The 20,216-nt window shown below is 73.2% G+C and carries 12 protein-coding genes; 4 read left to right on the top strand and 8 right to left on the bottom strand.

Going from position 1 to position 20,216, the window contains the following annotated elements:
• Window positions 1–2: 2 nt before the first annotated feature.
• Genes OG928_RS01545 through OG928_RS01535 form a run of 3 tightly spaced genes read left to right on the top strand, consistent with a single transcriptional unit; the run spans window position 3 to window position 4,088 of the window.
• Window positions 3–1,859: a M20/M25/M40 family metallo-hydrolase gene (locus OG928_RS01545; RefSeq protein ID WP_406277961.1), complete on the top strand. Its 1,857-nt coding sequence runs from the start codon at window positions 3–5 to the stop codon at window positions 1,857–1,859.
• A 37-nt stretch (window positions 1,860–1,896) separates the two neighbouring features.
• Window positions 1,897–2,832, top strand: a complete 936-nt coding sequence (gene cysD, locus OG928_RS01540; protein ID WP_406277958.1) for a sulfate adenylyltransferase subunit CysD — start codon at window positions 1,897–1,899, stop codon at window positions 2,830–2,832.
• Window positions 2,832–4,088 (top strand): sulfate adenylyltransferase subunit 1, encoded by a 1,257-nt coding sequence (locus tag OG928_RS01535; protein WP_406277955.1) that lies wholly within the window; start codon window positions 2,832–2,834, stop codon window positions 4,086–4,088. Before cysD ends, OG928_RS01535 begins: the two co-directional genes overlap by 1 nt.
• Window positions 4,089–4,196: 108 nt before the next feature.
• Here OG928_RS01535 and OG928_RS01530 read toward each other — a convergent pair whose 3' ends face one another.
• The gene (locus OG928_RS01530; protein WP_406277953.1) at window positions 4,197–5,768 is read right to left on the bottom strand and encodes an MFS transporter; all 1,572 of its coding nucleotides are present in this window, start codon (window positions 5,766–5,768) and stop codon (window positions 4,197–4,199) included.
• Between the two features lie 155 nt (window positions 5,769–5,923).
• Window positions 5,924–6,529, bottom strand: a complete 606-nt coding sequence (locus OG928_RS01525) for a DNA-binding response regulator (RefSeq protein WP_406290711.1) — start codon at window positions 6,527–6,529, stop codon at window positions 5,924–5,926.
• Window positions 6,530–7,057: 528 nt separating this feature from the next.
• Here OG928_RS01525 and OG928_RS01520 point away from each other — a divergent pair.
• Window positions 7,058–10,063: a LuxR C-terminal-related transcriptional regulator gene (locus tag OG928_RS01520; RefSeq protein ID WP_406277950.1), complete on the top strand. Its 3,006-nt coding sequence runs from the start codon at window positions 7,058–7,060 to the stop codon at window positions 10,061–10,063.
• 23 nt (window positions 10,064–10,086) lie between these two features.
• Here OG928_RS01520 and OG928_RS01515 read toward each other — a convergent pair whose 3' ends face one another.
• The 6 genes from OG928_RS01515 to OG928_RS01490 all read right to left on the bottom strand — a co-directional run bounded on the left by OG928_RS01515 (window position 10,087) and on the right by OG928_RS01490 (window position 20,108).
• The gene (locus tag OG928_RS01515; protein WP_406277947.1) at window positions 10,087–10,935 is read right to left on the bottom strand and encodes a class I SAM-dependent methyltransferase; all 849 of its coding nucleotides are present in this window, start codon (window positions 10,933–10,935) and stop codon (window positions 10,087–10,089) included.
• A gap of 5 nt (window positions 10,936–10,940) precedes the next feature.
• A complete protein-coding gene (locus OG928_RS01510; RefSeq protein ID WP_406277944.1) occupies window positions 10,941–12,323 on the bottom strand; it encodes a cytochrome P450 in 1,383 nt (460 codons plus the stop codon).
• A gap of 56 nt (window positions 12,324–12,379) precedes the next feature.
• The gene (locus OG928_RS01505) at window positions 12,380–15,460 is read right to left on the bottom strand and encodes an NHLP bacteriocin export ABC transporter permease/ATPase subunit (protein ID WP_406277941.1); all 3,081 of its coding nucleotides are present in this window, start codon (window positions 15,458–15,460) and stop codon (window positions 12,380–12,382) included.
• 61 nt (window positions 15,461–15,521) lie between these two features.
• On the bottom strand, window positions 15,522–17,807 hold the full coding sequence (locus tag OG928_RS01500; RefSeq protein WP_406277938.1) for an NHLP family bacteriocin export ABC transporter peptidase/permease/ATPase subunit: 2,286 nt from the start codon (window positions 17,805–17,807) through the stop codon (window positions 15,522–15,524).
• Entirely contained in the window at window positions 17,804–18,619 is an 816-nt protein-coding gene (locus tag OG928_RS01495) for an HlyD family efflux transporter periplasmic adaptor subunit (protein ID WP_406277935.1), read from the bottom strand. Before OG928_RS01495 ends, OG928_RS01500 begins: the two co-directional genes overlap by 4 nt.
• Complete coding sequence (locus tag OG928_RS01490; protein ID WP_406277932.1) at window positions 18,603–20,108, bottom strand: SagB family peptide dehydrogenase; 1,506 nt, start codon at window positions 20,106–20,108, stop codon at window positions 18,603–18,605. The genes OG928_RS01495 and OG928_RS01490 overlap by 17 nt, the downstream gene beginning before the upstream one ends.
• Between the last annotated feature and the right edge of the window lie 108 nt (window positions 20,109–20,216).

Below are 20,216 nucleotides of genomic sequence, written 5' to 3'. Positions count from 1 at the left end.
GCATGCCCGCCCCGAGTGAGGTCCCGGGCGCTCGCGACGCCGCCCTGTATGTGGTCAAACTGGGCAGCGCGACGCTGGCGCACGACCGGGTCTTCGACGAACTGCTCGCCCTGCACCGACGCGGCGCACGGCTGTTGGTCGTGGCCGGCGGCGCGGCCGGGATCGCCGAGTACTGCGCCCGGATCGGCCGCGAGGTCCGCACGCTGACCTCGCGCACCGGCGACGCGATCCGCTACTGCCCGCCGGAGGAACTGCCCCACGTGGTGGCGGCGTACACACAGGTGACGCTGCCCCGGGTCGAGGAGGCGCTGACCCGACGGGGCCTGTCGGTGCTCGCCGTGCCGGCCCACAGCGGCGCCCTGGTGCACGCGAGCGTCGCCGGACCGCTGCGGGTGGTCGAGAACGGCCGCACCCGGCTGGTGCGCGACCAGCGCGCCGGCACCGCGGCCGGCGTGGACATCCCCCGCCTGACCGGCCTGCTGGCCACGTTCGACGTGGTGTGCCTGTCGCCGCCGGTCGCCGACGTCGACGGCGGCACCCCCCTGAACATCGACGCCGACGTGCTGGCCGCCGAGCTCGCCCGCGCCCTGGACGCGGCCCACCTGCGCCTGGTCACCGGCACGGCCGGCCTGCTCGCCGACCCCGACCGCCCCGACAGCACGCTGCGCGACGTCGGCCGGGGGCAGGGACAGCACTGGGCCCGAGGCCGGATGCGGCACAAGGTCCGCGCCGCGGAGATCGCTCTGGACGGCAGCTGCGACGTCGCCATCACCGGCCCGCACACGCTCGCCGGCGCACACGCCACCAGGTTCTGGCGGGCCCCGGCCCCCACGCCGGATCTCGAACTGCTCGCCCGCGCCGTCGAGATGGCCTCCGTATCGGGCGACGAGCGGGAACTCGCGGAGTATCTCGCCCAGTGGTGCGCCGAACACAAGATCGACGCGGAGATCGACGCGGTCGGCAACCTCGTGGCCACCCGCGGCTCCGGACCGCGCCGGCTGCTGCTGCTCGGCCACCTGGACACCGTGCCGCACCGCTGGCCGGCCCGCTGGGACGGCGACGCGCTCACCGGCCGCGGCTGCGTCGACGCCAAGGCGAGCCTGGTGACCTACCTGCGCACCCTCGCGGACCTCGACGTGCCGGACGACGCGCAGGTGCGCGTGGTCGGCGTGGTCCAGGAGGAGACCACCGGAGCCGGGGCGTTCCACGCCCGCGACCACTACCCGGCCGACGCCGTCGTCATCGGCGAACCCAGCGGGGCGGGCGCCCTGACCATCGGCTACTACGGCCTGGTGAAGATCCGGCTGAGCGGGTCCGAGCGCACCGAACACACCGCCGGCAAGGGAGTTCGCACCGCCGGCGACCGCATGGTCGACGCCCTGTGCGCGGTCCGCGACGAGGTCGAACGACGGCACCCGGACGCGATGACCGCGGTCCTGGGCATCCACGCGCGCAACCAGGGCGACACCCAGGTCGGCGACGCGGTCGTGGACGTGCGGGTCCCCCCGGCTCTGGACGTGGACGAACTGCTGGGCGCCTTGCGAGAGTTGACCATGGATCCGATTCGGCTCGAGGTCGTCCGGGCCACCCCGGGGGTGACCACGCCGCGCTCCGATCCACTGGTGAAGGTCTTCCAACGCGCGTTCCGCGCGGCCGACGTGACGCCCCGCTTCCTGCTCAAGAAGGGCAGCAGCGACATGAACACCCTGGCCACCACCTGGCACGGGGTGCCGATGGTCGCCTACGGCCCCGGCGACGCCAAGCTCGACCACACCCCGCACGAGCGCCTGGACGCGGCCGAGTTCCGCCGAGCACAGGGGATCCTGACCGCCGCCGTCCGAGCCTGGTGCGCGTCGTGAACCCGACCCGCGCGCCGCTCATCGAGAAGGGATCGGCATGACCACCGTGAGGACAGACCCCGGCCACACCGCCGACGCGTTCGGGCTCTCGCACCTGGACGCGATGGAATCCGAGGCCGTGCACATATTCCGGGAAGTGGCGGGCGAGTTCGAGCGGCCGGTGATCCTGTTCTCCGGCGGCAAGGACTCCATCGTGATGCTGCACCTGGCCCTGAAGGCATTCGCCCCCGGGATCCCCCCGTTCACCCTGCTGCACGTGGACACCGGGCACAACTTCCCCGAGGTATTGGACTACCGCGACGACACCGCCGCCCGGCACGGGCTGCGTCTGCACGTGGCCTCCGTCCAGGAGTTCATCGACACCGGCGCGGTGCGCGAGCGCCCGGACGGCACCCGCAACCCGCTCCAGACCGTGCCCCTGCTCGACGCGATCGACAAGCACGACTTCGACGCCGTCTTCGGCGGCGGCCGGCGCGACGAGGAGCGGGCCCGGGCCAAGGAGCGGGTGTTCTCGCTGCGCGACGAGTTCGGCGGCTGGGACCCGCGCCGGCAACGACCGGAGCTGTGGCAGCTGTACAACGGCCGGCACGCGCCCGGCGAGCACGTGCGGGTCTTCCCGCTCTCGAACTGGACCGAACTCGACGTCTGGCAGTACATCGCCCGGGAGGGGATCGAACTGCCCTCCCTCTACTACGCCCACGAGCGCGAGGTCTTCCACCGCGCCGGGATGTGGCTGACCGAGGGCGACTGGGGCGGCCCGGACGAGGACGAATCGACCCAGCGCCGACTGGTGCGCTACCGCACCGTCGGCGACATGTCCTGCACCGGTGCGGTCGACTCCGACGCCGACACCGTGGAGAAGGTGATCGACGAGATCGCCGCGTCCCGCCTGACCGAACGAGGGGCCACCCGCGCCGACGACAGGATGTCCGAGGCCGCGATGGAGGACCGCAAGAAGGAGGGCTACTTCTGATGATCGTCGACACACTGCGGTTCGCGACCGCCGGGTCCGTGGACGACGGCAAGTCCACGCTGGTGGGCCGCCTGTTGCACGACTCCAAGTCGATCCTGAGCGACCAGATGCGGGCCGTCGAGGACGCCTCGCGCAGCCGGGGCCGGACCACGCCGGACCTGGCCCTGCTCACCGACGGCCTGCGGGCCGAACGCGAGCAGGGCATCACCATCGACGTGGCCTACCGCTACTTCGCCACCCGGCGCCGCCGGTTCATCCTCGCGGACACGCCCGGGCACGTGCAGTACACCCGCAACATGGTCACCGGGGCCTCCACCGCCGAATTGGCGGTGGTCCTGATCGACGCGCGCAACGGCGTCGTCGAACAGACCCGCCGGCACGCCGCCGTCGCCGCGCTGCTGCGCGTACGGCACGTGGTGCTCGCGGTCAACAAGATGGACCTGGTCGACTTCGCCGAACCCGTCTTCGCCCGGATCGCCGACGAGTTCACGTCCTGCTGCGCCGCACTGGGCGTGCACGAGGTCACCGCCATCCCGATCTCCGCGCTGACCGGGGACAACGTGGTCACGCCCTCGGCGACCATGAGCTGGTACGCCGGGCCGACCGTCCTGGAGCACCTGGAGACGGTGTCGGTCACGCGCGACCCGCGTCGGGACCCGGCCCGCTTCCCGGTCCAGTACGTCATCCGCCCGCAGACCGCCGAACTCCCCGACTACCGTGGCTATGCCGGCCAGATCGCCTCCGGCGTGCTGCGGGTGGGGGACGCGGTCAGCGCCCTGCCGTCCGGCCGGACCAGCACGATCGCGGGGATCGACGGGCTCGGCGCGTCGGTGGACACCGCGTGGGCACCGCAATCGGTGATCGTCCGACTGACCGACGACCTCGACGTCTCCCGCGGCGACATCCTCGCCCCCACCGCCTGCGCTCCCGGCAGCACCAGGGACGTCCACGCCACGCTGTGTCACCTGCACGACCGGCCGCTGCGGGTGGGCCAACGGGTCCTGCTGCGGCACACCACCCGCACGGTCGCGGCGATCGTCGAGGACATCCCGTCCCGGCTGGACCTGGACGACCTCTCCCACCACCCCGCGCCGGCCGAGTTGGTCGGCAACGACATCGGCACCGCCGTGCTCCGCACCTCCGAGCCGCTGGCCCTGGACGCCTACGCCGACTCCCGCCGCACCGGCTCGTTCCTGCTGATCGATCCGGTCGACGGGGCCACCCTGGCGGCCGGCATGGCCGACCGCACCGACTGACCGCGGTGCCCGGTCGACGCAGGGGATCGGCTCCGTGCCCACCGGGATGGGTACGGAGCCGATCCCCTGCGTCGTGTGCGTCGTCGCGGGCTCGCGCCCGACGCCGCGTCAGCGGGCCGCGGGGGGCCGGGGCTCGGCGGCCGAGCCGGCCTGCTCGACGGGCGCGGCCCGCCAATGCGCCTCGTCCCCGTCCCCGGACAGGACGTCGTCGCCCGCGACCTCGGCCTCGAAGTCCATCTCGGGCCGGGCCGGCAACGCGAACATCAACACGAAGATCGCGCCGAGCACGATCGCGGCCCACAGCACCGCGTTCTCGAAGGCGTCCACGAACTCCGGCCCCACCCTCGGCGGCGCCGCGCCGTCGTCGATCAGCGCGAAGAAGACCACCGAAGTCAGCCCGAGCCCCAGCGCGTTGCCGGTCTGCAGGGTGGTGTTGATCAGCCCGGACGCGGAACCGGAGTGCTCACGCGGCACCTCGGACAACACCGCGTTGGTCAGCGGTGCCACGATCAGGCCCATGCCGATGCCGATCACCACGAGCGGCAGCGCCATCTGCCAGGCCGCGATGCCCGTGCCGTAGCGGTCCGCCTCCCACATGTACAGAAGCATCCCCAGGGCCATGATCAGCGCGCCGGCCTGCAACACCTTGCGCCCGAACCGCGGCACCAGCTGCTGGACCGAGACCCCGGCCGCCGCGGCCACCGCGATCGAGAACGGCAGGCTGGTCAGCCCGGCCCGCATCACGCTCCAGCCGAGCCCGATCTGCATGTACAGGGTCCAGACCAGGAAGAACATCCCGCACACGACCCCGAAGCCGAACTCCACCGCGATCCCCGCGCTGAAGCTCTTCACCCTGAACAGGGACAGCTCCACCAGCGGCGACCCGTCGCGGCGGACCTTCAGCCGCTCGTAGAGCACGAAGCCGGCGAGCACGAGGGCGGAGCCGACCATCGAGGCGTACCCCCACAGCGGCCAACCCAGTTCGCGCCCCCGCGTGAGCGGATACAGCAGCATCAGCAGGGCCAGCGTGACCAGCCCGACGCCGACCAGGTCCAGGTGCAGGGTGCGCGCGGCCCTGGACTCGGTGATGAACCTGCGGCCGAGCACGATCCCGGCGATGCCCACCGGCAGGTTGATCAGGAAGATCGTCCGCCATTCGAGGCCGAACAGGTTCCACTCGGTGAGTAGGGCGCCCAGGAGCGGCCCGCAGACCCCGCCCATCCCGACGATGGCGCCGAACAGGCCGAAGACCTTGCCGCGTTCGTGCGCCGGGAAGGTCGCGTGCACGATGGACAACACCTGCGGGACCATGATCGCCGCCATCGCGCCCTGTAGGATTCGGGACGCGACGAGCATGTCCGCGTTCACGGCGAAGCCGCTGAGCGCGGAGGCCACGGTGAAGCCCGTGACGCCGATCAGGAAGATCCGCTTGCGGCCGTGGATGTCGCCGAGCCGGCCGCCGGTGATCAGACCCGCCGCGAACGCGAGCACGTAGCCCGCGGTGATCCACTGGATCTGGCTGGTGGAGGCGTCCACGTCGCGCTGGATCGAGGGCAGGGCGACGTTGACGATCGTGACGTCGAGAAGGTCCATGAACGCCGCGGTCATGACGATGGCGAGCGCGATCCAGCGCCGCCTGTCCGGCGGCGCCGCTTCCGGGTGAACGATCGGTGAAGTCATGCTTCAAGGCTAGAAATCGATCCGGGCACGCAGTGCGCCCGCGGGTAAGGGCTTGCGTTCATTTCGATCAGCGCGCTTTATGGCCGAATTCCCGACGGGACCGCCCCGCTCGCATTCCACCGCACCACACCGCATCAAACCACACCCACGACCCGTCACAACCAGCCGGAATCGCGCGCTATTCGGACCGCGTCCATGCGATTTCGCGCATTGAGCTTGGTGACGCTGATCGTCAGGTAATTGCGCACCGTTCCGGCGGAGAGGAACAGGCCACGCGCGATCTCCGTGACGTCGGCACCCTCGGCCGCCAAGCGCAGCACCTCGGTCTCGCGCGCGCTGAGCGGATTCTCCTCCGCCTGCAACGTGGCCACCGCCAACTGCGGATCGATGACCTGCTCACCGGCGGCCACCGCCCGGATCGCGGCGGCCAGTTGATCCGGATCCGCGTCCTTGAGCAGGAATCCCGACGCGTGCGCCGCCAACGCCCGGCGTAATTTCCCCGGTCGTCCCAGGCCGGTCAGTATCAGCGTTCGGCAGGTGGGCAACCGCTCGTGCAACAACGCGGCGACCCGGATCCCGTCCATTCCCGGCAGGTCGATGTCCAACACCGCGACCTCCGGCCGCACTTCGAGCGCGATCGGCAGAATCAGGTCCGCACAGTCCACCTCGGCGACGACCTCGATATCGGGTTCCAATTCCAACAGCGACACCAGCGCCCGGCGAAGCATGGGCATGTCCTCGGCGAGCAGAACCCTGACCATCGTTCCCCCCACGGCATCCCCTCGAGGATGGTCACCTTCATCGACTGAGCCCGGAGCCCACTCGGCGCGCTCCGCGTCCCCGCGCCGCCGCGACCGAACCGCCCTCACGCCCTCTCGCCTGCCCCCAACACCCCCCGATCACGCCCCCGCGCCCCCTCGACCGCCCGCGATCGCGAGGACCGGAACGGCCCGCTCCGTACCGCGTCGACGGACACCCGCGACCATCCGGCCGGTCGCCCGGCGGACCGGATTCGGTGTCGGCTCGGGGGTTTCGCGGCGGCCCGACCGAACTTGAAATTCGTTCAACGGAAAGTCACAAGATTCTTGCGTGCAGTTGCCTGATCGGGGCTTGTGGCGCGCCGCCGAAATGGCGTAACAAGGAACCCGCTGATGGTGTGGCACAGCTGATCGGCGAGGCCCACGGGCCGGTCCGCAACGCCGGAGACCGGTGGAAGAGGGCCGCGCCGCGGCACCGGAACAGCAAGCGCACAGCCGAATCTGGCGGGACGCCATCCCACGTCCCAGACCGTGACACACCGCTCAGGCCCCGGGGGGAGCCGCCGGCGGCGTTCCCGACGAGCCGTGTCGTGCCCATTTCCCCCCGAACATCGCGGTGCCGGCAGTGTCCAGGGGAAGGGGAACGCCTCCGTGGAACCCGAGCGGGTATCCGAACTTTCCGATCTATTGGCGCACGCACGCGCCTCCCGGATCGGCGCCGGGGGTCGCGCCGTGATCATCAGGACGCCGTCGGGGATGTGGTGCCGTGAACTCCTCGTCGAGTTCACCGACCGCCAACGCCGCGCGGGCGCCGCGCCCATCCTGGTCTCGTGCCAGCACCGCGACGCGCGCGAACCCTTCGCCGCACTACGCCAGTTGCTCGCCGGCCTCGGCGACGCGGCCGAACCGCCCGGGCACGACCTCTTCGACGAACTGCGCCGCGCGCTGCCGCACGCCGTACCCGACCACGACCGGAAGTTGTTCGACGAGTTGTACGAGGCACTGCTGCCGGCCGTGCGACGCTGCCCCCGGGTGATCGTCGTCGACCACGCGCAATGGATGGACGACGCCTCGCTGCGCTGGTTCGCCCACCTGGTCCGACGCATGTCTCGGCTGCCGCTGCTGGTCGTGCTCGGCGTGCGCACCGACGACGACCTGCCCGCGCGCGACGCGCTCGACGACATCGACGCGCAGGCCGCGTGCCACCGGATCACGCTGCGCCCGCTGTCCGTGCACAGCGCCCGCGAACTCGTCCAACGCGCCTACCCCGGACGCACCCTCGACGACCCGTTCGTCCGGCTGTGCCACCACGTCACCGCCGGCGTGCCCGAGTACCTGGCCCGGCTGATCGACACCCAGCTCCAGGCCGGCCTGCCGCCGGAGCTGGGCCCCACCCGCTCGGGAGCCCACCTCGACGGCCGGCCCCGGCTCACCCGGGCCGACCACATCCGCGCCATCGCGGCCCGGATCGAGGCCGGCGCGGTGACCACACGACTGGTCCGACAGCCCGAACGTGTACAGGCGTTGGCCCGAACCGCCGCGCTGTTCGGCGACGGCGCGGACCCGGACATCGTCGCCGACCTGCTCGGCACCGGACCCGATCGGCTGGACGGCCTGCTCGCCGAACTCGTCCGGGTCGGCGCGCTGCGCGGAACGGTCTCCGGCAGCCGGCTGATGTTCCGCACCCCCGAGTTGCGCGACGCGGTCTACGACACCATCCCGGAGGGCTCGCTGCGCGACCGGCACCTGCGGGCCGCCCGCCGGCTCGGCGACTACGGCGCGCCGCCGGCCCGGGTCGCCGAGCACCTCCTGCGGATCGACACGCTCGACGTCGACGACCACGCGTGGGCGGGCGGCGTGCTCTACGACGCCGGCCGGGCCGCGCTCGACGCGGGCTCGACGTCGCGCTGCGCCGAATACGCCCGACGGGCCCTGCGCGAGGACCCGGCCCCCGAACACCGCGGGCGGCTGCTCGTCCTGCTCGGCCGCGCCGAGGTGTTGACCGCGCCCGAGGCCGCCGCCCGGCACCTGGAGGAGGCGCTGCGACTGCTCACCGATCCGACCGAGCGCGCCGAGGCCGTGCTCGAACTGTGCTACGCGCACGCGCTGCGCCAGGGGGACTGCGTCGAGTCGGTCATGCGCCCGCCCCACGACGCCGCGTCGCGGCTGGGCGAACTGGCCGAGCAGGACTGCCCCGACCCCGACGTACGGTTACGGCTGCGCGCGGTCGCGCACCCGAGGGTGCCGGCCGGGTCCGCCGGGGCCCTGGTCGGCGCGTATTCGAGCCGGGAACTCCGGTACGGCGTCGGCCCCGGGGCCGACGTGGCGGGCGACACCGCGGGTGAGCGCGAGCTCCTCGCGGCGTTCGCCTCCGACAGCGCCTGCCGGGCCGAACCGAGCGTGCTGGCCCTGGACCTCGTCGAGCGCGCGCTTTCCGGCGAACCATCACGCGGCGGCGCGTCGGCCCTGCTCCTGCTGCGCAGCGTCGTCGTACTGGCCTGGGCCGGGCGGTTGGACGAGGCCCGTGTGTGGGCCGGGAGCCTGACCGCGACGATCCCGGCCGGCCCGGCGCACTCCAGGGTCGGGCTGCCCGCCGTGGTCGCGCACTGCCTGTGCGCGGACATCGCGCTGCGGGCCGGGAACCTGCCCGAGGCGCTGGCCGAGGCCCGGATCGCGAGCCGACTCGCGCGCGGACCCGAGATGCCCGCCCTCGCCCAGCTGGCCCGGGTGCAACTGGCTCGCATCCGCGCGGTCCTGGGGCAGTACGACGCCGCCGCCGGGATGCTGCGCGGGGCCCTGGGCACGCCCCGGGCGCGGGCCACCGCGCTGGGCGTCCGCGGGCGATGTCGGCACGCGGGCGGGGACGCGCGAGGGGCACTCGCGGACTATCTCGAATGCGGTCGGAGGCTGACCGAACTGGGCATCGTCAACCCGGCGTTGAGCGACTGGCGGGGCCGCGCGGGCGTCGCGCTGGCCGACCTCGATCGGCGGATCGAGGCGATGCCGCTCCTGGACGAGGGCCTGGAACTCGCCCGACGCTGGGGCGCCGCGGCCACGATCGGCGAGGCGTTGCGCAACCGCGCGCGGATCGAGGACGCACGCGCGGCCGTGCCGCTCCTGGAGGAGTCGGTCGCGGTCCTGGAACACTCCGGCGCCCGGCTGCAACTGACTTTGTCACTGGTCGAGTCGGGCCGCGCGTACGCGCTCGGCGGGCATCCTGCGGCGGCCCGGCAGGCACTGCGGCGCGGCATGGGCCTGGCCCAGGAATGCGGCTGGGACGTGCTGGTCGAGCGGGCCCACAAGGACCTCCTGGCCTGCGGCGGCCGACTGCGCCGCACGAGCCTGTCCGGTCCCGGCTCGCTGACCCCCTCGGAACGCCAGATCGCCGAACTCGCCGCCGCCGGCCACACCAACCGCGCCATCGCCGAGGCCCTGTGCGTCACGCGCGGCACGGTCGAGGTCCACCTGACCCACGTCTATCGCAAACTCGGCATCTCCGGCCGCTCCTTGCTCTCCACCCATCTGACGCCGAAATAGCCCACGCCGGCTCTCACCGGCCCTCACCCGCCGCCGGTTCCCGCGGGCTCAGCCCGACCGGTCACCGCGAAGCCCAGCAGCAGTGTGAACCCGTCCACCGCGACGAACCGCTCCCACGCCGCCATCGCCCGGGCGTACGCGCCCAACCCCAGGGCGCCCCGCTCGACCAGCGGGAGCAACCGCTCCGGCGACAGCTGCGGCGCGAGCGCGGCCACCCCGCCGACCTCGTCGCTCGTATAGGCGAACGGCCGCACCGCGACGTCGCACAGCCCGGCCGCCCGCAGGATCCGCGGCAACCGGCGGGCCACCAGCCGATCCCCGCCGTCCGCCGCCTGTGCCGAGCCGAGCGCGCGATACGCGTCGGCCGAGAAGACCGACAGGTCCGGGTCCGCGCAGCCCCAAAGCCCGGCGTCCACATCGATCACGGTCAGCCGCCCACCCGGCCGCAGCAACCCCGCGAGGGCGCGCGCGGCACCGACCGGATCGGCCAGGTGCTGAAACACGTAGCGTGCCAGCACCAGGTCGAACTCCCCGGCTGGCAAAGGCGGTTGGCCGAGATCACCGGACACGTAGCGAATTCCCGGCGCGGTCGGCCCCGCGCCCGCCCGGGCCACCGCCAACAACCGCTCGTCCGCGTCCAACCCCACCACGCGCGTCGCGGGATCGGCCAGCGCCGCCCGCAACCGCCGGGTGATCGCCCCCGTACCGCACCCGGCGTCCAGCACCGCCCCGCCCGACACCGGCGCCCACTCCGCGAGCACCCGCCACTCGTGCGCCCAGCTCAACTCGGCCTGCGCCTCCAACCGCCGCACCTCGGCCGGCACCCCGCCGAGTTCGGCCTGCGGCCGGTAGCTGCCCCCGGGGTGCCCCACCCCGCTCACCGCCCGCCCCCGTCCGCGAGCACGTGCGGCGTCATCAGCAACCCGTCCCTGGGCCGCAGCGTCACGAGCGCCTCCGGCACCACCGGGTGCCCGGCCGACCCGCGCAGTTCCAGGCGCTGCAAGACCGTGGCAAGCACCAGGACCGCCTCCGTCGTCGCGAACGACTGGCCGATGCACACCCGGGGCCCGCCGCCGAACGGCACGTACGCGTGGGCAGGCCGACCCTGCCGGGCGGTCGCGGTGAACCGCGAGGGCCGGAACTCCTCCGGCGCGTCCCACACCGCGGGGTGCCGGTGCAGCGTCCACGGGCTGATGCACACCAGCGTCCCCTTGGGCACCGACCGGCCGTCGAGCACGTCCTTCGCCGCGGCCCGGCGCGAGATCAGCCACACCGGCGGATACAGCCGGATCGCCTCCTCCAGGCACCGCCGGGTCAGCTCCAGACGCGGCAGATCCGCGGCCCGCGGCGCCCGCCCGCCCAGCACCGCGGCCAGCTCCGCCCGTACCCCTGCGGCGTGTTCGGGATGCCGGTCGAGCAGGTGCACCGTCCAGCTCAGCGCCTTCGCCGTGGTCTCGTGCCCGGCCATCACCATCGTCAGCACCTGATCGTGCAGCTCGCGATCGCTGAGCGCGTCCCCGTGCGCGTCGCGCGCCGAGAGCATCGCGTCCAGCAGATCCGCGGGCCGGTCGACCGGTGGCCCGGCGTACCGTCGGGCCGCCACCAGCATGCCCACGACCCGCTCCAGGAAGGTCTGCGCGCCGGTGTAGGAGCGACGCAGCCGGCGAAACGCCTCGTCCTGGACCGGTGCGGTCGGCTCGCCGTCGAAGTGCCCGATGAAGCGGTTGATGTCGTCGACGGCGCGACCGAAGCCGGGACCGGCCGCGGCCAGATCCGCCCCGAGCAGCGCGTCCGCGACGATCCGCAGCGTCAGCGCGGTGAAGTCGTGGTCGACGCGCACGGTCCGCCCCGCGGCGGCGGCGCGCTCCCACGCCGCGGTCAGATCCTGTGCGGCGTCGGTCATCAGAGTGTCGAACTCCTCGACCTGGCGAGCGCGGAACGCCGGTGCGCACAACCGTCGTTGCCGCTCCCACACGGGGCCGTCGCTGGTGAGCAGACCGGTCCCGAGCAGCGGCGTGAGCATGAAGTCGTCGGGCGTGCCCGCCTTCGTCCACGCGGTGTAGTTGTCCTTGAGGATGTGCCGGACCAGGTCGGGCCGATTGACGAACCACACCACCTCACCGCGCGTACGGTGGCTGCACAGGTCGCCGTAGTCGGCGGCGAGCGCGGTGAGGAAGGCCAGCGGGTCGTTGCGGATACCGGCCAGGTCGAGCTCGTCGGCCGGACCGGGCGGGCGGTTGTGCACGGGCGATCCGGGCACGGACGACCTCCTGAGAACTATTTCTTTTTTTGGGGGGGAGACCCGGTGCGGGTCCGCTAAGCCATCTGACGCTGCACCAGCTGGTGGAACAGCCCGTCCTCGTCCGCCAACAACTGCTCCGGCGGCCCCGACTGCACGACCCGACCCGCGTCCAGCACCACGATCCGGTCGGCCTGCATCACCGTGGACAGCCGGTGCGCGATGATCACGCGCGTGGCGTTGAGCCGCCGCGTGCTCTGGGTGACGATCTCCTGCGTGCGGTTGTCCAGCGCGCTGGTCGCCTCGTCGAAGAACAGGATGCGCGGTCGGCCGATCAGCGCCCGCGCGATCATCAGCCGCTGCCGCTGCCCGGCCGACAGGGTCACCGCGCCGTCGGAGAGCACGGTCTGCATGCCCATCGGCATCTGGCCCAGATCGTGCTCCAGACCCGCCATCTCGGCGGCCTCCCAGGCCTCGTCGAGCGTGTAGTTGCGCAACCCGCAGATGTTGTGCAGCACGCTGCCCGCGAACAACTGCCCGTTCTGCAGCACCACGCCGAACTGCCGCCGCACGGCCGCCACATCCAGCGACGAGAGGTCCTGGCCGTCGTACAGGACCGAACCGGTCGTCGGCTGCTCGAAGCCGATCAACAGCCGCAGCAGCGTCGACTTGCCGCAGCCGGTCGGCCCGACGATGGCCACGAACTCGCCGGGCCGGGCCCGCAGATCCACGTCGTCCAGGACCGGCGGCGAGTCCTCGTGATAGCGGAAGGACAGTCGGCTCACCTCGATCCCGCCGTACAGGTCCCCCGGCGGCTGCTTGGACTCCACCACCTCGGGCAACTCGGCGAGCACCGGCTGCACCCCCTCGTACAGCGGCACCGCCGCCGCCACCATCGTGATGCTCGCGGTCATCTGCAGCACCGAGCCGAGCATCAGCGTGAACGCGACGTTGAAGGACAGGAAGCCGGCCACGTCGAGTTGCCCGGAGGCGGGCCCGGAGACCATCGCGAACAGCAGCAGCGTGCAGGCGAGCAGGTAGCCCGAGTTGAACACCGTGACCGTGTTCTGCAGCCGACGGGTGCGCACCGACAGCGCGCGCCCGCGGGCGAAGCCCATCGCCCAGAACGCGAAGGCCCGGTCCTCGGCCGCCGCGACGCGCAGCTTGGGCAGCCCCGAGAGCAGTTGGAACATCTTGCCGGACAACTGGTGGTCCTCGATGACCAGTTCGCGTTGCCACCGCATCTGGCGCAGTCCGGTGACCGCGCACACCACGCCCCCCAGGACCGCGAGCAGCGTCGCGAACAGCGCCAGCGGCACGCTGTAGAAGAACAGCAGCCCCAGGTTGACCAGGAAGATCAGGCACGCGGGCACGAACAGCGCGGTGACCCCGCCCAGGATCTCCCGCAGCGCGCTGATGCCGAGCGCGGCGCTGCTCAGCGAGCCCGACGAGACCGACGCGAAGAACCCGGTCGGCAGCCGCAGGAGCCGATCCCACACCGCCGCCTGCGCGATCGCCTCGAACCGGCCCTCCACGCGCAGCAGGGAGAGGTTCTGGACCGCCGACAACGCCGCGGCCAGCAGCGCCGACGCGATCAGTACGACGCACATCTGGGTCACCAGGACCCGGTCGCCCTCCGGCACGAACACGCCGAGCACCCTGCCGGTCAGCACCGGCACCAGCAGCCCGACCAGGGCCGCCGCCAGGCCGCACGCGAACAGGACGAGCAGGTCGCGCGTGCTGCCGCGGATGCCGAACCGCAACAGCGCGCGCGGTCCGCCCGGCCGCTCGGGCAGGGGCGGGTAGAACATCGTCGCCCGGCTCTCCAGCGTGGCCGCGACCGCGCGGGTCACCGGCGTCCAGTCGCCGCCCGCGGCGTCGAGCGCGTGATAGCGGCGACGGCGCCACAGCAGCGCGACCGGGCGGCGGCCGGCCGGGTCCTCGTCCACCGCGCGGACGTGTCCCACCAGCGGGCCGGACTCGGTTCGCCACCAACGGTGGGTCAGTTGCACGTCCCGGACCCGGAAACCGGAGGAGACCGCGATCCGCTCCAGCGGGTCCAGCCGGGCGTCGGCCGCCTCCGACGTGGTGGCCCGGGTGACGGCGACCCCGGCGGCCTCCCCGACCACCCGGGCCACCGCGACGTAGTCGTCCTCGTCGGCCGCGTCCAGGCCGACCCGGTTCGTGGGCCGGTACGGGTCGAGCACCGCGCCGAGCGCTCGCGAGGAGCGGCGCAGCGCGTCCGCGTCGACCATCCGCCGCGCGTCCAGCTCCCGGCAGGCGTTGCCGCGCCGCCCGCGCAGCCGCTCGTCGACGCGTTGGACCAGGGTGCGTTGGTGCCGGGCGAGGTCGTTCGCGAACGCGGCCTCCGACAGCACGTCGAGGGTGCGCACGACGTGCACGAGCGCGCCCTCGGCGGAGTACAGCCAGTCGGCCGCGCCGATCGCGAGCCGGCCGCCGAAGCCGACCGTGGGCAGCGACTCGGGATCGGTCGCGTCGCCGGCGGCCGGCGGCGCGCCCGCCCCAGTGCCCACCCCGGCGCCCGCCCCAGAGCCAGCCCCGGCGCCCGCGACCGCGAGCCGCCCGCCCCCGTCCGCCTCGTCACCGTCGTCGTTCGGCCCACCGATGGCCACCGCGCCGGAGAGCACCCGCACCCACAGCGTGCCCTCGACCGAGCGGGCCGAGCCCCCGGCCGGCAACTCCGCGCCGTCCCCGGCCTCCAGGGCGGTGAACGTCCGCGGCGGCAGACCCATGCGGACCGCGTCCGCGAGCGCGCCCAGGCCGCGATCGAGGCCGCCCGCGAAGCAGGCCGCGAACACGTCGTCGGTCGCGGCGGCGGCGAGCACGGCGGCCAGCGGCGCGGTGCGCACGGTCCCGCCGGGCAGCGGCTTGCCCAGCATCGCGGTAGTGCCCGCCGGCGCCCCGCACAGCACCGTCCCGGCGCCCACCCGGCACAGGAACTGCCAGCGCCCGCCCTCCTCTTCGGTGGTGGCGAACACGTCCACCATGCCGCTCGTGACGAACCACACCCCGCGGCCGCCGTCGAGCGGGAACGCGCCGGCGAGCACCGGCCCCAGGTGGGTGCCGAGCACGTCCAGGTCCAACGGCGCGTCGCCCTGCGGCTCGGTGGGTTCGAAGCCCTGCGGGGGCTCGGTCATGCCTTCCTCCTCCATCGGGCGCAACGAGCCGCAACGAGCCGCATCGGTGCGGTGACCGGCACTAGAGCTCGCGGATCAACTCGGCGTACGGGCCGGGCACGGCGGCGAGCGCGTGGTGGTTGCCGCGCTGTGCGACCTTGCCCCGTTCGAGGACGACGATCTCGTCGCTGTCGCGCACGGTGGACAGCCGGTGCGCGATGATCACGCACGCGCAGCCGCGCCGGCGCAGGTTGTCGTCGATGGTCGCCTCGGTCTGCGCGTCCAGCGCGCTCGTGGCCTCGTCCAGGACCAGGACGCTGGGATTGCGGACCAGCGCACGGGCGATCTCCAGGCGCTGGCGCTGGCCGCCGGAGAAGTTCTTGCCGCCCTCGGCGACCGAGCTGTGGATGGTGCCCGGGCGCGCCGACACCACGTCGTAGACGGCGGCGTCGCGCAGCGCGGCCACCACCGCCTCGTCCGGGATCGAGTCGTCCCACAGCGTGACGTTGTCCCGCACGGTGCCCTCGAACAGGAAGATGTCCTGGTCCACGAACGCGACCGCGGTACCCATCACGTCGCGCGGGTAGTCCCGTCGCGGTCGGCCGTCGAACAGCAACTCGCCGTGCCACGGCTCGTACAGGCCGGCGATCAGCCGGCTCACCGTCGACTTGCCGCTGCCCGAGCCGCCGACCAGGGCGACCCGCTCGCCGGGCCCCACCCGCAGCGAGAAATCGTCGAGCAGCGGTTTGCCCAGCGGGCTGTAGCCGAAGGTGATGTGGGCCAGCTCGACCCGCCCCGCGAGCACCGTCGGGGTGTCGTTGCCGTCGGCGAACCGGGCCTGTCGGGCCTGCTCGTCCTCCAGGAACTCGGGCGCGGGCGGGAACTTCTCGATGTCCTTGAGCCGGTTGAGGTCGGCGGTGACGTCCTGTAGCCGCGGCCCGAGGTTGGTCAGTTGGGCCACGGGTCGGCTGAACGAGTTGACCAGCGTCTGGAAGGCCACGAGCAGGCCGATCGACATGTGCCCGTCGATCGCCCGCAGCCCGCCGATCCACAGCAGCAGGCCGCTGTCCACGGCCGCCAGCAGCGGCGGGACCACGGCCAGCATCGCGGTGGGCCCGCCCAGGGCCTGCTGCCCGGACACGACCCTGGCCTGGAACCCGGCCCAGCGCTTGAAGTAGTCGCCCTCGGCGCCCGAGGCCTTGAGCGTCTCGATCAACTGGAGCCCGTTGAACGAGGCCGACACCAGTCCCGACCGGTCCGCGCGCAGCCGCGCCACGGTGTCGGTGCGCAGCCGCGAGACCAGGCGCAGCACCACGATGTTGAGCGCCGCCACGCCGACCCCGACCAGGGTGAGCTGGGCGTCGTAGCTCCACAGCAGGCCCGCGTAGAACACCACGAGCAGCATGCTGACCACCGTGGTGGCCACGTCGCGGGACAGGATCTGGGCGATGGTGTTGTTCGAGGACACCCGTTTGCTGATCTCGGCGGGATTGCGCTGGGTGAAGAACACCACGGGCAGCCGCAACAGATGGCGCACCACGCGCACCGAACTTCGGATCGAGGACGCGGACTCGACCCGAAGCAGATGGCTCTGTTGCAGCATGGTCAGGCCGACCGTGACCGTCGCCGCCAACCCCATCGACGCGAGCAGCGCGGGCAGGAACGAGTGGTCGCCGCCGGTGAGGACGCGGTCGATGAACACCCGCGTGAAGGCCGGCGCGGCGAGCCCGGGCAGGATCAGCAGCAGGCTGGCCAACAGCGCGAGCAGCAGCGCGCCGCCGCTGCTGCGATAGCGCGCGCGCAGGTCGGCGAGCAGGCGTGGCGGGTGCCCGCCGGGTCGGAAGTCCGGGCCCGGCGCGAAGGTGAGCACGATGCCGGTGAACGCGAGGTCGAAATCCTCGGTGGTGATCAGCCGACGGCCCTGCGCGGGGTCGTTGATCCGCACCATCGGGGGGCCGAGCCGGCGCGCCATGCCCTCGTAGACCACGAAGTGGTTGAACTTCCAGAACAGGATGGCCGGCGGGTGGGTCTCGGTGAGCGCGCCGGTCTCCATCTGCATGCCGCGCGCGGTCAACCCGTAGGCGCGGGCGGCCCGCAGCAGGTTCGCGGCCTTGGCGCCGTCCCGGGAGACCCCGCACGCGTGCCGCAGCTCCTCCAGCGGCACGAACCGCCCGTAATGCGCGAGCACCATGGCCAGCGCGGCGGCGCCGCACTCGACGCCCTCCAGCTGAATGACGGTGGGCGTGCGGACCGACATCCGACGTTCGCCGGAATCCCGACGGCGCCGACCGCGACCGGGCGCATCCGGCGGGCCGGCCGGATCGCCGGCGGCGGGAGCCCCGGCCGGCGGGGGCGAGGTGGTGGTCATCCAGGAAGCAGCCAATCGATCGGGCGTTCACCCGGCAGGCGGGCGAAGCCGGTGACGGGGGTCTGCGAGTCGATCCGGAACGGCGGGCCCGACTTGTTGGTCCACCGATAGCCGCTGAGCGTGCGCGGATCGGTGTCGAGATCGACGGTGACCCGGACCGCGCCGCCGGCCGAGAGCAGCCGGGCCGCGGCCTGCTGGTCGCCGCCGAGGAAGTCGGTCACCTGCTGGGCGGTGTAGGGGAACTGGTCGATCGCGGTGATCGTCCCGCGCAGCAGCCCGAACGCCTGGGACGGCGCCGACTGCACCGACACGTCCACCTTGCCGCCCGGGCGCAGCATGCCCGCGCTGCGCGGCGACACGAACAGCGTCGCCAGCAGCCGGTCGTCGTTGGCGTCGGTGCGTTCGACGGTCATGAACGTGGTGCCGACCGAGATGTACTGACCGCTGGACACGAGCAGGCCGATCACCCGCCCGGCGAACGGCGCGCGGACGATCTGGGTCGCGCCCTGCGCGTCGACCACCGAGAGCACCGGAGTGCCCTTGGGCACCAGCGACGCGGAGTCGACGAACAGGTTGGACACCAGGCCGGTCTGCGGGCTCTGCACGCGTGAGACACCCAGCGGATGGGTCAGGATGCCGGGCACCCGGACCTTGCGGGGGAGGGTGCCGGTCGTCGACCACGCGGCGGTGCAGCCCACCAGGAGCGCGAGCGCGACGAGCAGCGCCCACGCGCGGGGCCGCACCAGGCGGATCGGCGCGTCCAGTTCCTCTGGCGCCTTGAGCGCCTCCAGGGCCTCACGTCGGAAGTTCATCGCGGCCTCCGTCCGAGCCGGTGGGCGCCGGGCCGTCGGCCGCCGGAGCGGCCGGTCCCGGGCCGATCGTGCCGAGCAGGAACTCGCCGACGCTGCCCTCGTGTTCCCACCGGTTGCCGGTGGCCAGGGCGAACATGTCGGAGTCACCGCCGCCGAGTCCGCACGCGGCCAGGCCCATCGCGGTCGCGACGAGGTACATGGTCTGGTAGAGCACGCCCACGTGTTTGAGTACGAGCGCGTAGCCCATCGTCTGGTACTTCCACATCACCCGGCCGAAGCGCGCGCTCACCAGGAGCACGACCTGCGGCGGACCGGTCATCAGCGACGTCGCCCGGGCCACCTCGGACAGCCGGGCGACCGCCGGTCCGGGGGCCGCGACGTGCTCCAGGCGATGTTCCTGCGGGTCGTAGTGGTACAGCCCGGGCGCGACCCCGTCGACGTTGTTGACCAGCGGATACAGCTCCAGCTCGTGGCAGCGCCCACCCGAGGGGTAGGGGCGGTCGCCGATCTCCTGCCGCTCCTCGTGGTAGATCGCCCGGTTGCGGGCCGAGCGGTGGAGGAACTCGCCCAGTTGGGCCAGGGTCAGCGGCGCCGCGTCGTCGTGCGCGCGCACCGAGCGGCGGCCCTCCAACGCCTCGGTGAGCGTGGGGTCGGCGCGGCGCACCGCGTCCGGGTCGGGGCGGGGCAGGTCGATGCTCGGCCCCGGGAACGGCGCGCGGACCGCGGGCAGCGGCTCGACCAGCTTCGCCCGCCAGTACGTGCCGCCGTAGGGCAGGTCGTGACGGCCGGCCCGGGTCCGGCCGTGGAACCACAGCTCGTGCGGCGACCACTGCGCCCGGTCGGGATCGGCGTCCTCGTCCTCGGGGTCGACGAGCAGGCCGTGCCGGGCCAGGAGTTCGAGCGCGCGGGTGGTACCGGGCGGCGATCCGGCGGCCGGCCGGTGCGGCAGCGCGGCGAGCAGGCCGGCCAGCGCCGGGTCGAGCAGCTCGGCCGCGACCGGAGCCAGCGGCGACTCCAGCACGGTGTGGTCGCCGTCGCGGCGCAGCACCGCGAAGCGGGACAGCCGCAGTCGGGCCGGGTCGAGCGTCGTCGCGGCACGCGCACGCGTGAGCGGTGCCGGGGGAGCGAGCGGGCGCAGCGTGAGTAGCGGGCGGCCGGCCACCTCCACCGTGGTGCTCAGCCAGCCGCCCGCGCGCAGCCGTTGGAGCAGCCCCGGCACCTTGAGCAGCGCCGCTTCGCCGTCTCGTTCGAGCACGGCCCGATGCAGGTCGTCCTCGACGCACAGGCGCGTCGCGAGGAGCCGAACGGCCGCCGCCACGCCGGGTGTCAGCACGCCGAGCGCCAGCGCGCGCGGGCCGAGGAACAGCAGCGTCGCGCCGTCGGCGGCGGTGTGCGCCCGCGCGCCCGGGTGCAGGGCGAAGCGTTCCACCGGCACGGCTTCGACGGGGGCGGCCGCCGCGGTCGTCGGCGAAGTACCGAGGCTGGTCATGGAACCTCCGGAACAGGTCGGGCCGGATCGGGTCGGGCCGGTCGGTCGAGCCGGTCGGTCGAGCGGCCCGGCCGACGCACGGGGGAGCGCCGGCCGGGACCGCTCGGC

Source organism: Embleya sp. NBC_00896 (assembly GCF_045207785.1).
GTDB lineage: Bacteria > Actinomycetota > Actinomycetes > Streptomycetales > Streptomycetaceae > Embleya.
The sequence above is the reverse complement of the archived record's forward strand: the minus strand, read 5'-3'. Positions and strand labels throughout refer to the sequence as shown.